The 12638-nt window shown below is 32.4% G+C and carries 10 protein-coding genes; all 10 read right to left on the reverse strand.

What is annotated here, in order from left to right; genetic code table 11:
• Positions 1–65 precede the first annotated feature (65 nt).
• Positions 66–1517 carry a TolC family protein gene (locus ACKTTR_RS10195; protein WP_408027737.1) on the reverse strand — a complete coding sequence of 484 codons (1452 nt, stop codon included), beginning with the start codon at positions 1515–1517 and terminating at the stop codon, positions 66–68.
• A complete protein-coding gene (locus ACKTTR_RS10200) occupies positions 1507–4755 on the reverse strand; it encodes an efflux RND transporter permease subunit (RefSeq protein ID WP_408027738.1) in 3249 nt (1082 codons plus the stop codon). The genes ACKTTR_RS10195 and ACKTTR_RS10200 overlap by 11 nt, the downstream gene beginning before the upstream one ends.
• 24 nt (positions 4756–4779) lie before the next feature.
• On the reverse strand, positions 4780–5862 hold the full coding sequence (locus ACKTTR_RS10205) for an efflux RND transporter periplasmic adaptor subunit (RefSeq protein WP_408027739.1): 1083 nt from the start codon (positions 5860–5862) through the stop codon (positions 4780–4782).
• Positions 5863–6005: 143 nt separating this feature from the next.
• Entirely contained in the window at positions 6006–6431 is a 426-nt protein-coding gene (locus ACKTTR_RS10210; RefSeq protein ID WP_408027740.1) for a hypothetical protein, read from the reverse strand.
• A 120-nt stretch (positions 6432–6551) separates the two neighbouring features.
• The gene (locus ACKTTR_RS10215) at positions 6552–7505 is read right to left on the reverse strand and encodes an acetyl-CoA carboxylase carboxyltransferase subunit alpha (protein WP_408027741.1); all 954 of its coding nucleotides are present in this window, start codon (positions 7503–7505) and stop codon (positions 6552–6554) included.
• Between the two features lie 106 nt (positions 7506–7611).
• The gene (locus ACKTTR_RS10220; RefSeq protein ID WP_408027742.1) at positions 7612–8511 is read right to left on the reverse strand and encodes a DMT family transporter; all 900 of its coding nucleotides are present in this window, start codon (positions 8509–8511) and stop codon (positions 7612–7614) included.
• Complete coding sequence (locus ACKTTR_RS10225; protein ID WP_408027743.1) at positions 8498–9583, reverse strand: LptF/LptG family permease; 1086 nt, start codon at positions 9581–9583, stop codon at positions 8498–8500. The genes ACKTTR_RS10220 and ACKTTR_RS10225 overlap by 14 nt, the downstream gene beginning before the upstream one ends.
• Before the next feature lies 1 nt (position 9584).
• Positions 9585–10715, reverse strand: a complete 1131-nt coding sequence (gene tgt, locus ACKTTR_RS10230) for a tRNA guanosine(34) transglycosylase Tgt (protein WP_408027744.1) — start codon at positions 10713–10715, stop codon at positions 9585–9587.
• A gap of 70 nt (positions 10716–10785) precedes the next feature.
• The gene (gene rluF, locus ACKTTR_RS10235; RefSeq protein ID WP_408027745.1) at positions 10786–11616 is read right to left on the reverse strand and encodes a 23S rRNA pseudouridine(2604) synthase RluF; all 831 of its coding nucleotides are present in this window, start codon (positions 11614–11616) and stop codon (positions 10786–10788) included.
• Positions 11617–11683: 67 nt separating this feature from the next.
• Positions 11684–12631, reverse strand: coding sequence for a PorP/SprF family type IX secretion system membrane protein (locus tag ACKTTR_RS10240; RefSeq protein WP_408027746.1), 948 nt, complete (start codon positions 12629–12631; stop codon positions 11684–11686).
• Positions 12632–12638 lie beyond the last annotated feature (7 nt).

The following is a 12638-nucleotide window of genomic DNA, read 5'->3' on the forward strand; positions in this document are numbered from 1 at the left end:
TCCTTTGGATAGTTTATAAAACTACCACTTTAACAACAATTAATAGTTAATAACGAATGAAAAAATTAGTTCCAGCCTCCACCTAAGGCTTTATACACTTTTACGTTTGCCAATAATTGGTCTCTTTTCGTCTCTATGATTTCAATTTTAGACTCTAATGCTTCTCTTTGTGTTAGCAATACTTCTGTATATTCTGCTCTTGCTGATTTAAACAAACGAATAGAAAGATCTATAGATTCGTTTAGTGCTTCAACTTGTTGCTTTTTTAAATCGTAACTGTTTTTCAAGTTGTCAATTTTTGAAAGCTCATTGGCTACTTCTAAATACGCATTTAAAATAGCTCTTTCGTATTCATAAACAGCTTGTAATTGTTTATTATTGGCAGTTTTGTAAGCTGCTTTTATCGCATTTCTATTGATTAAAGGTCCTACAATATCACCTGCTAAAGAATAGACTAACGATTCTGGTGTTGATGTTAAAAACTTAGGTTTAAATGCTTGTAACCCCACTCCTGCTTTAATTCCTATTGATGGATAAAAATTAGCTCGTGCTATTTTGGTATTCAGTTTAGCTGCTGCTAATTCGTATTCAGCTCTCCTTAAATCGGGTCTGTTTTGTAACAGTTGTGATGGAATTCCGGCTTTTACTCCTTCAATAGGTTTATCTATAAAATTATCTGAATTTCTTTCTATAGGTTGTGGGTACCTTCCTACTAAAAAGTTAATTTTATTTTCAGTTTCTACTATCTCTTGCTGAAGCTCATATAGGTGGCTTTGATTTTTAAGTACACTCGCTTCAAACCTACGTACTGCTAATTCTGTTGTTCTTGCGGCTTGCTTTTGAAGCTTTACCATTTGCAACGCATTTTTTTGAATTTCTAGGTTTTGTGAAACCATAGATAACTCATTATCTAATGCTACTAATTCGTAATATGAATTTGCAATTTCTGAAACTAAATTAGTTACCATAAAGTTTTTACCTTCAACACTAGCTAAGTATTCTAGTACTGCTGATTTCTTCTCATTTCGTAACTTCTTCCAAACGTCTAGCTCCCAAGAAGCTGAAAGTCCTATTGAAAAATCAGTTAATGGTTCTGGAAACTTTTCATCTTCTCGAATATGTAAATTTTCTTCTACTGCTCCATTTCTGGTATACTTTCCAACCTTTTCAACTTCTGCTCCCGCATACATATTTACAAACGGTAAGTACTCTCCTTTTTTTGCTTTGATGTTATTCTTTGAAATAGCTACCTGTTGTAACATTATGTTCAACTCTTGGTTGTTTGATAAAGCTGTATCTATCAGAGAAATTAAATGTGAATCTGAAAAAAAGTCACGCCATTTAATAGTAGCTGTATTTAATGAATCTATAGGTTGATTCTTAAAATTCTCTGGTACTGCTTTGTTCTCCTCTCTTAGTACTTGATTTGGTACGCAAGAGCACAAAATTAAGAGGGTAAGCACACTTAAAAAATGTGCTTTTTTTATTACAAATGAACTTCTTTGTTTAGTTTTCATTGTTTTCTCTTTTAATTATTTTCTTTAGAAGTTTTTTAAGCTCTGCTATTTTAGCTTTTGTTTTACTTCCTTCAACTTCATTTATTCTTATAAATTCTTCAGAAACTGGTTCATTAGCTTCGTCTTTAATTAAGCTTCTTCCATCACTCATTTTAGCAAATATGTAATAGAGTCCTGGTATAATTAAAACTCCGAAAATTGTACCTATTAACATTCCTCCTAAAGCTGATCCACCAATAGTTCTATTTCCAATAGCCCCTACTCCGTGAGCTATAACTAACGGTATTAATCCTGCTATAAAAGCAAATGAAGTCATTAAAATTGGTCTGAATCGTTCTTTAGCTCCTTCAATAGCTGCTTCAAAAATTGTAGCTCCTTGACTTCGTTTTAGTACCGCAAATTCTACAATTAACACTGCATTTTTACCTAATAAACCGACCAACATTATTATTCCGATTTGTGCGTATACGTCATTGGCTAAGCCCATTAGTTTTAATAGTGTAAATGACCCGTACACTCCTACTGGAAGTGAGAAAATCACTGCTAATGGCAGTATAAAACTTTCGTATTGTGCTGCTAACACAAAGTATACAAAGGCTAGTACGATTATGAAAATATACACCGATTCATTACCTCTTCTTGCTTCATCATAGGTAAGTCCTTCCCAAGCGACATCATACCCTCTTGGTAATTCTTTTGCTGCTACTTCTTTAATTGCGTTAATAGCATCTCCACTTGTGTATCCTGAAGCTGGTAATCCTCTAATAGCTGCTGAATTATATAAATTGTATCGTGTTATCTCATTAGGTCCTAGTTTTTTTTCTAAACTCATGAACGCTGAATAAGGCACCATTTCTCCTTCTTCATTTTTAACATATAGCTTTTCTAAATCTGAAGGGATTCTTCTGTATTCTGGCGCTGCTTGTGTATATACTTTAAAGAATCTACCAAAACGAATAAAACCTTGTTCATAGGTACTACCTATTAAAATATTTAGGTTTTCCATAGCTTTACCAATAGTTACTCCTTTTTGCATCGCTTTTTTATTGTCAATTTTCAATTCATACTGCGGATAGTTTGAAGAATAAAAAGTGAATAACCCTGTCAATTCTTTTCGTTTTGATAACGATTCCATGAACTTGTTATTGATACGTTCAAACTCATGATAGTCTGTTGAGTTTGTTTTATCTAATAAACGCATTGAAAATCCTCCCGAAGATCCAAACCCTGGTACTGCTGGTGGTTCAAAATATTCTATAACCGCTCCTAAGTCTTTGGTTTCTTCTTCTAGTTCTTCCATGATTTCATGAACTGAATGATGACGTTCTGACCATGGTTTCAAGTTAATTAAACAAGTTCCTGCATTTGATCCTCTACCTTCGGTCATAATTTCATATCCTGCTAAAGATGAAACTGATTCTACTCCTTCGGTCTCTTCACAAATCTGTTGTAGTTTTCTTGCTACTTCATTCGTACGTTCTAAGGTAGCACCTGGTGGTGTTTGAATAATAGCATAGATCATTCCTTGATCTTCACTAGGGATAAAACCTGCTGGTAATGTTTTATTGGTAATAAATATTCCTGCACAGAAAGCTAATAATACTCCAAAGGTTAACATTCTTCGTGCTACAATTTTATTCAACACTTTTACATATCTTCCTGTAAGCTTTTCAAACCCTCTGTTAAACCAATCAATAAACTTATCTACAATTGATTTCTTTCTTTCTTTTCCGTGGTTGTTCTTTAACATCATTGCACACAGTACTGGTGTTAATGTTAACGCCACCACTGCTGAAATGATGATAGAACCCGCCATTGTTATTGAAAACTGTCTGTAGAAAACTCCTACGGGTCCTGTCATAAATGAAATTGGCACAAATACAGAAACCATAACCAATGTAATTGCTAAAATGGCTCCTCCTATTTCTCCTAATGCAGCCTTAGATGCTTGGTAAGGTGTAAGGTGTTCCTTCTCCATTTTTAAATGGACTGCTTCTACCACCACAATAGCATCATCTACCACAATACCAATGGCCAACACTAATGCAAATAGGGTAATTAAGTTGATTGAAAGTCCAAAAAGTTGCATGATAAAGAATGCTCCAATTAAAGATACTGGTACTGCTATAATTGGAATTAAGGTTGATCGTAAATCTCCCAAGAATAGGAATACCACAATTGCCACTAAAATAAAGGCATCTCTAAGCGTATGTATTACTTGTTCTATTGAGGCATCTAAAAAGTTAGAAACATCATAACTAATTTGAAAATCAATACTTGGTGGTAAGTCTTCTTTTAATTCTTTTAGTTTTTCTTTTACCGATGCTATTACATCACTACCATTACTTCCAAAGGTTTGTTTTAAAACAATAGATGCTGATGGATGCCCATCTAAGTTTGAGTAAATATCGAAGAATTCACTTCCTAATTTTACTTCGGCAACATCTTTTAGCTTTAAAATTTCTCCTTCTTCGTTTGCTCGAATAATAATGTCTTTGTACTGATCTGGTTCGTTATACCTGTTCTGATAAGTAAGTACATATTCTAGTGATTGTGATTTGATTCCTGAACTTCTTCCCAATCTTCCGGGTCTTGCCAAAATACTTTGGTCTTCCATCGCTTCTAAAATTTCTTCCGCAGAAATATTATAGGCTCTCATTCGGTCTGGTTTTAACCAAACTCTCATTGCATATTTTCTACTTCCTAAAATCTTAGCACTGGCGATACCATTGATACGTTGAATTTCAGGTATCATTTTGGTGTATGCATAGTTGTATAGGAACTTTTCGTCATTATGTTTTTCTTTACTAAAAAGGTTCACATACATTAACATACTTGGTTGTACAGGAGTAATAATTACCCCTTCTCGCTGTACTAACTCTGGTAATAAGGGCATTACTTGATCTACCCTTGTTTTTACCCTTACTACTGCTTGATTGGGATCTGTACCGGGTTCAAAAATTACACGTAAGGTTCCTTCACCAGCACTTGTAGCATCAGAAGCGACATAACGCATTCCTTGTACTCCATTGATGGCTGTTTCTAAAGGAATGAGTGTTGAGTTTACCAATACATCTGCACTTGAACCTGGGTACGCTATAAAAATATTTACCGTGGTTGGTGCTATTTGTGGAAACTGTGATATGGGGAGTTGTTTTATTGATAACAACCCCGTAAAAACAACTATAATCGAAATTACAATTGCTAATACTGGTCTTTTTATAAATTGACTAAACATGTTTTGTTGAATTTTAGTTTTTGATTACTCTGCATATAAATCTAGACTAGACATAACAGCATTCGGCTCTTTAAACTCAACATGTATCTTTTGTTGGTCTTTTACCATACGGATTCCTTCTAACAATATTTTATCGTTTTCTGTAAGTCCTTTTTCTACTATAAATAAGTGTGGTAATTCTGCTTCTACAGTAATTTCTCGTTGTTTTACTGTATTGGTTTTATCTACTACAAAAACATATTTTTTATCTAATACTTCAAAAGTGGCTTTTTGTGGAATTATTAAAGCTCCTTCGTACGGAACTTCCATTAAAATATTTCCCGTTTCTCCGTGTCTCAAAATTCCATCTGGATTTGGGAAAGTTGCTCTAAAGGCAATGTTTCCTGTTTCATTGTTAAACTCTCCTTCAATCGTTTCTACAATTCCTTTTTGATTGAATGGTTTGTTGTTTGCCATTAAAAGTGTTACTTCTTTTTTCTTGTCTCTATCTTGACTCATTATATAGTCTAGATATTCTGTTTCTGGTACATTAAAGTATACCCACATTTTGCTATTGTCTGATAGTGTTGTTAGGAGCTCTCCTTCATCTAACAAACTTCCTTTTCTAACATGTAGGTGATCCATTATACCATTAAATGGTGCCTTAATACTTGTAAAACCTAGGTGTGTTTCTGCTAGCATTACTTCTGCTTTTGCTTTTTCGTAATTTGCTTTTGCTAAGGCTAATTCGTTTTTAGAAACTACGTTACCATCTGCTAATAATTGCGTGTTTTTATATTCAATTTCAGCAGCTTTTGCTTCAGCTTTTGCTTTTTGCAAGTCTGCTTTGTACACATTTGGTGAAATTTGAAACATGCGTTGTCCCTTTTTTACATGTTGTCCTTCATCAACAAATACTTTCTTTAAATATCCTTTTTCTAGTGCCCTCAATTCTATGTGCTGAATGGCATGTATTTGACTTACATAATCTTTGGTTATTGATGTATCTTTTTTAATAGGATTGGTTACAAGGAACTTTGTTTCTGGGTGTTTAGATTCCTTTTTTGATTCGCAGCTAATGTTAATTAATAGCGCAAATAGGCTCATGAAAATGAAGTTTTTTTTCATTTCTTGTATGTATTTGTAAAGTTAGAGTGAGTGTGTAACCATTGAATACCAATGGTTATTCTAAAAATTTAATTAAATTCTTATGCGTGAATGGATAAAATAAGCTAAATGATAGGTTTAGGCTTACTTTACCGAAGAGGGTATCAAATTATAAAAACTTGAAATTTAACATGCAATTTTAAAATAGAGCTATAAGTATACTCTTTAAAGCGTTGTGTTTTTTCTTTTACTACACAAAACTGGCTCTCAAAAAACTGCGCATGTAAAATGGCTGATAAGTAACTTCCGAATTTTGACAAACTCTCATCTACTTCATTTTCGTCTTGGGTTTTATCTTCAATTTCACTGATTTCGAAATAATTCTCCCTTTCAGAATCTTGATGTTGTTCACTAAAAACATAGTTACTGATGTGTTGAGTAATAAATTGTGGCTCTGTTTTTACGTTTACAGATTTAAAAGTAGCCACTGAGGTAGTTGTATCAAAAGTCTTTTGGTCTGCATATGATGTAGACCATCCTTTTAATAAAAGTATTAATAAAAATAGATATTTATTAAATGTATTACTCATTTCGACCGGCAAAATTATAGATATATATTCATTTAACAAACAAATCGTATTGTAAAATATTTATAAAACAAAAAAACTCGCCGATTAGCGAGTTTTAATAGTATGTTTTTGGGTATAAAGCTATTCTTTATAAACTCCCATATTTTCATATTTATCCATACGCTGAGCTATTAATTCTTTCTCCTTAAGTTTTTTAAGCTCTGTGTATGCTTTTATAATCTTCTCTTTAACAGCTTTAAAAGTTCCTTCACGATCAGAGTGTGCTCCTCCTAATGGTTCTTTTATGATATCATCAACTATTTTTAGTTTCATACCATCTTCAGCCGTTAATTTTAATGCTTCTGCTGCTTTTTCTTTTTCTGACCAACTACGCCATAAAATAGAAGAACAGTTTTCTGGTGAAATAACTGAATACCAAGAATTTTCTAACATATATACTCTATCTCCTACTCCTATTCCTAAAGCTCCTCCTGAAGCTCCTTCTCCTATAATTATGGTAATAATAGGGGTTTTTAAACGAGTCATTTCAAAGATATTACGAGCAATTGCTTCTCCTTGTCCACGTTCTTCAGCTTCTAATCCTGGGTAAGCACCTGGAGTATCTACTAAAGTTACTACTGGTATTCCAAATTTTTCAGCCATGCGCATTAAACGTAATGCTTTACGGTATCCTTCTGGGTTTGCCATACCAAAGTTACGATATTGACGTGTTTTGGTATTGTATCCTTTTTGCTGACCTATGAACATAAAAGATTGGTCTCCAATCTTACCTAGTCCACCAATCATTGCTTTGTCGTCTTTTACACTACGATCTCCGTGTAATTCCATAAATGTATCTCCACAAAGTGCTTTGATATAATCTAAAGTATAAGGACGATTTGGATGACGAGATAACTGTACACGTTGCCATGCCGTTAAATTCTTATATATATCTTTTTTAGCTTTCTCTAATTTTTTTTCAATCTTCTGACATGTAGCTGTAACATCTACATCACTTTCTTTTCCTATATCAAAACATTTTGCCAACTGATCTTCTAGCTCTTTTATTGGCATTTCAAAATCTAAATATTCCATTGTATTGTTGTATATAGTTTGATTTTCTAATTTTCTAGTTAGTTGTTTGTAAAGGCAAACATACTAAAAAATTGTACAGTTTACCTTGATCCTTTTTCTTAAAATACTATTTTTTTATAATTTTCTTTTTTATAGAAGAAGCATTTTTAAGTACTCCGTTTAGTAATACTACTATTAAGACAATACAGGCTCCATAATAAAATTCTGGATTCATTTGTTCTTTTTCGCCAAATATTAGTAGAGCTAAAATAATAGCATATATAGGTTCTAAGTTAATCGTAAGCATTACCGTGTAAGGTGTTAAATACTTCATTACTTGCACTGAAGCTATGAAAGCATATGCTGTACAAATACTACTTAAAATTAATAAATATACCCAATCGCTTATTTGTAATTGGAAAAACTCTACTGAAAACTTTTGTGTAAACAATAGATATATAGTTACTCCCAAAACACCAAATAATAATTGGTAAAATGAAATAGTGTTCGCTTCATGTTTTTTAATAAACACACCGTTTAATACAGAAAATAATGCAGACAGGAAAGCTGAAATTAACGCATAAATAATTCCAAGTGTATACTGACTTTCAAAATTAAATATAATATACAAGCCTGCTATTACTAGCAATCCTAAAACTATTTCTATTAGTTTTATTCTTCTTTTAAAGAAAAAAGGTTCTATAAATGAGGCGAAAAAAGCTCCAGTACTCATCATTACTAAAGCTACTGAGACATTTGATACTTTTATTGCTTTGAAAAAGGTTATCCAATGTACTGCTATAATTACTCCTGAAATAGCAAACTTAATTAATGCTTTTTTTTCTACTTTAAATGACTTCTCCCTTATTATAAAATACAAAGCAATAAAACCTACTGCTAATAGCATTCTGTACCAAACTAAAGGAACTGCATCAATTGATATTAATGCTCCTAAAATAGCTGTAAACCCCCAAATAAATACGATTAAATGTAAGAGTAAGTAGTTCTTTAATTTATCTCCTTGCATTGAAATATAAATAAATAGCGTATAAACCAAATACTATATTAGGTACCCAAACATTTAACAGTGCGTTTGCTCCTGCTACGGCTCCTAATACTTCTGCTACTTTTAAAAAGAAAACATAAATAAACATAACACTTATACCTATTGCTAAATTAACTCCTATACCTCCTCTAGTTTTCCTATGTGCTAGCCCTACTGCAATTAATGTTAGTATGTAGCTGGCAATTGGTAAACTTGTTCTCTTGTATAGTTCTACTAAGTAAGCATTTAAGTTTTTTATCCCTCTTTTTCTAGACACTTCAATAAACTTAATCAATTCTGGAGAGTTCATTTCTTGTGCCATAATATTTTTATAATTAAAATCTTCTGGTGTAAATGTAAATGTGGTATCTAAATTCCTACCTGAAAAAATACTATCTCTGTCTTTGAAAATTTTTCGTTCTTTCCAATTATGCAATTGAAATGTACTATCCTTTTTTTTCCAATTAATATTGTCAGCAGTTAACTTACTTTTTAATTTAATACCGTCATATAGGTCTATTGAAAAATTAAATCCTGAGTTTCTTTTTAAATCAAAGTTTTGGATATACATATAAGTACTATCATTCAATTGTAAACTAAACTCTCGAATAGAAGTATCTGCATACTTCTTTTTCTTTAAGTATTTTTTCTCAAAAGCTTTTCGTGTTTTACTACTTGATGGTACAAAAAAGTGATTCATTGATAATGCTACTGCACAAACAATGGTTGCTCCTATAAAATATGGGTATAAAAATCGTGTAAATGATACTTGAGAACTATTGATTGCTACAATTTCTGTATTGCTCGCTAGTTTAGAAGTAAATAAGATAACCGCTATAAATAATGCTAATGGCATAAACGTATTAGCATAGTAGATAATAAAGTTTTTATAGTAATCGTTAACTATTTCAAACAGTGTAAGATTTTCTTCTCGTAAAAACTTGTCTATTTTTTCTGCAATATCAATAGCTACTGCAATAGGTATTAAAATAAGTAACGTAAACAAGAAAGTTGTTAAGTAACGTTTTAATATGTACCAGTCTAGTATTTTCAAATTACAAACGTTTATCCATTTGTTTTACCATCTTGTCTTTCCATGAAGCAAAATCTCCTGCTATAATGTGTTTACGTGCTTCACGAACTAACCACAAATAAAACCCTAAGTTATGAATAGAAGCTATTTGTTTTCCTAACATCTCTCTTGAAGCAAATAAGTGGCGTAAATAGGCTTTAGAATACATAGTATCCACCCAAGTAATTCCCATTTCATCGATTGGAGAAAAATCGTTTTCCCACTTTTTATTTTTAATATTTATGCTACCGTGTGCTGTAAATAACATTCCGTTACGTGCATTACGGGTTGGCATTACGCAATCAAACATATCAACACCTAGAGCTATATTTTCTAAAATATTAATAGGTGTTCCAACTCCCATTAAATAACGTGGTTTGTCTTCTGGCAAAATTTCAGTCACCACTTCGGTCATTGCATACATTTCTTCAGCAGGTTCTCCTACTGATAATCCACCTATTGCATTTCCTACAGCTCCTGAGTTTGCTATATACTCTGCTGATTGCTTACGCAAATCTTTGTATGTACTTCCTTGTACAATTGGAAATAAAGACTGACTATACCCGTATTTTGGTGGTGTATTCTCAAAGTGTTTTATACAACGATCTAACCAACGATGTGTCATGTGCATAGATCTCTTTGCGTAATTATAATCACAAGGATATGGCGTACACTCATCAAAAGCCATGATTATATCTGCTCCAATGGTACGCTGTGTTTCCATTACATTTTCTGGTGTAAAAAAGTGCATAGATCCATCAATATGACTTTTAAACTTTACTCCTTCTTCATTTATCTTCCTTCTTCCTGATAAAGAATATACTTGGTATCCTCCACTATCAGTTAAAATATTACGGTCCCAATTCATAAACTTATGTAAACCTCCTGCGGCTTCTAAAGTTTCTAACTTTGGACGTAAGTATAAGTGATACGTGTTTCCTAAAATTATGTCAGGATTAATTTCGTCTTTTAATTCTGATTGATGTACTCCTTTAACTGTAGCTACTGTACCTACAGGCATAAATATTGGAGTTTCTATAGTTCCGTGATCAGTTGTAATAACACCTGCTCGTGCTTTACTTTTAGGATCGGTTATTTTTAAGTCAAATTGCATAAGTGGCAAAGATACACATGTAAGTTGAATGTTTAAAAGTAGAAAGTTAAAAGTTTCTTATTACTGATTTTTAATTCTTTCTTCTTCTACCAAACTTCGATTTAAAACCTGTTTTTTTATTTGGTTGAGTGTTTTTTGGAGGAGATTTTTTAACTTTTTGCTCTGCCCCTTCATATGTTTTTGAAGAGCCTGCTACAAGCTTATTAATTTCATCCATTTCTTTAGATGATAATTCACGCCACTCTCCTACTTTTAAATTTCCTAAAGTAACATTCATAATACGTGTACGCTTTAACTTTGTTACTTCATAGCCTAAGTATTCACACATGCGCCTTATTTGACGATTTAAGCCTTGTACTAAGGTTATTTTAAACACCGTGTCGTTTACACGTTCTACTTTACATTTCTTCGTTACAGTTCCTAAAATTGGTATACCGTTGCTCATTCGCTTAACAAAACGCTCATTAATTGGTTTGTTTACTGTAACTATATATTCTTTTTCGTGGTTATTTCCTGCACGCAGAATTTTGTTTACAATATCTCCATCATTGGTTAAGAATATTAATCCTTCTGATGGTTTATCTAAGCGACCAATAGGAAATAGTCGTTGTGGATGCCCTACAAACTTTACTATATTTTTACGCTCTTTACTATCGGTAGTACAAACAATACCTACAGGCTTGTTTAATGCTATGTATATTGTTTTAGGTTTTGCTTTTAATGGCTTTCCATCAATTTTTACCACATCTCCTTCATGAACTCTATTTCCTAACTGAGTGGGTTTACCGTTTATGGTTACTCTTCCTTCAGTTATAAAACGTTCTGCTTCACGACGTGAACATATTCCTGTACTGCTTATGTACTTGTTAAGATTTATTGATGTATCGTTACTTTTTTCCATTAATACAAAGAAAAAGAAAATCCTCAAGCTAACACTTGAGGATTTCATAATTTATATGCTTTTCTTATTAAAACATGATCATTTTTTGTGTACAACGTGCTAAACTTGGTCTTCTTTCATAATCAAACCCAAGTGTTATCATGTGTGTACCATAGTTGTATTCTTGTGTTTTATTCATATTAATACTAAACCCGTAAGACAAGTATAAGTTGTTCTTTTTTAAACCAAACAATGGAGCAATAGCGTTGGGTTGGAAAAACTGATCGTTTAAGAATGTATAACTTAAACCAGCCCAAACATATCCGTCTCTAATTCCTTTTCTGGCTTTAACATTCATGTCTGTTCTAGATCGTTTATCAGCTTCTCTATATTCTACTAACATTGAAGGTTCTAATTCAAAGTTTCTGCTTAACCTTGTAAAGGTATAAGAAGTAAAAACTGTATACTTTCTTAATACTTCTGGTTCCCCTGTTTGAAAATCTTCAATTTCTTTATTTAGAATATTTATTGCGTTAAGACTTATACTAAATCTTTCATAACGATATAATAGACCAACATCAAAGTTTGAGTTATTTAATGTTCTATTTGGTACTACTTGTCCTGAATTATTTTCTGAAGTATCAATACCAAACTGAATAAAACTATAGCTTAATGCGAATGATAAAAAGCTATCGTGAAAGTCACTTAATGTTAAGTGACTTGCAAACGATAATTTTGCTCCTTTATGAGTTGTATATCCATTCTTATCATTAAATAAAGTAATACCTCCACCAAAAGTATCAGCTATACGAGCTTCAACTGTTAACGATTGTGTGTCTGGAGAGTCTTTAACTCCAATCCACTGGCTTACTCCATTTAATCTAACCTGCAACCCAGTACCAATACCTGCATAGGTTGGAGATATTAAAAACGGGTTATCAGCCAAATGACTCACATATTGAGGCAATTCTACTTCTTGTGCAGTTACTTTTACACTACTAAATACTACACTTAAAATTAATATTATCTTTCTCATTTCTCTT

Origin of the sequence: Tenacibaculum litoreum, assembly GCF_964513915.1 — a bacterium.
In the GTDB taxonomy this organism is placed as follows: Bacteria; Bacteroidota; Bacteroidia; order Flavobacteriales; family Flavobacteriaceae; genus Polaribacter; species Polaribacter litoreum.

Coding starts and splice junctions, on each gene's coding strand:
- tgt (WP_408027744.1), bottom strand. CDS start 10,715: ATGCAATTTGACTTAAAAATAACCGATCCTAAAAGTAAAGCACGAGCA.
- ACKTTR_RS10195 (WP_408027737.1), bottom strand. CDS start 1,517: ATGAAAACTAAACAAAGAAGTTCATTTGTAATAAAAAAAGCACATTTT.
- ACKTTR_RS10240 (WP_408027746.1), bottom strand. CDS start 12,631: ATGAGAAAGATAATATTAATTTTAAGTGTAGTATTTAGTAGTGTAAAA.
- rluF (WP_408027745.1), bottom strand. CDS start 11,616: ATGGAAAAAAGTAACGATACATCAATAAATCTTAACAAGTACATAAGC.
- ACKTTR_RS10215 (WP_408027741.1), bottom strand. CDS start 7,505: ATGGAATATTTAGATTTTGAAATGCCAATAAAAGAGCTAGAAGATCAG.
- ACKTTR_RS10200 (WP_408027738.1), bottom strand. CDS start 4,755: ATGTTTAGTCAATTTATAAAAAGACCAGTATTAGCAATTGTAATTTCG.
- ACKTTR_RS10220 (WP_408027742.1), bottom strand. CDS start 8,511: ATGCAAGGAGATAAATTAAAGAACTACTTACTCTTACATTTAATCGTA.
- ACKTTR_RS10205 (WP_408027739.1), bottom strand. CDS start 5,862: ATGAAAAAAAACTTCATTTTCATGAGCCTATTTGCGCTATTAATTAAC.
- ACKTTR_RS10210 (WP_408027740.1), bottom strand. CDS start 6,431: ATGAGTAATACATTTAATAAATATCTATTTTTATTAATACTTTTATTA.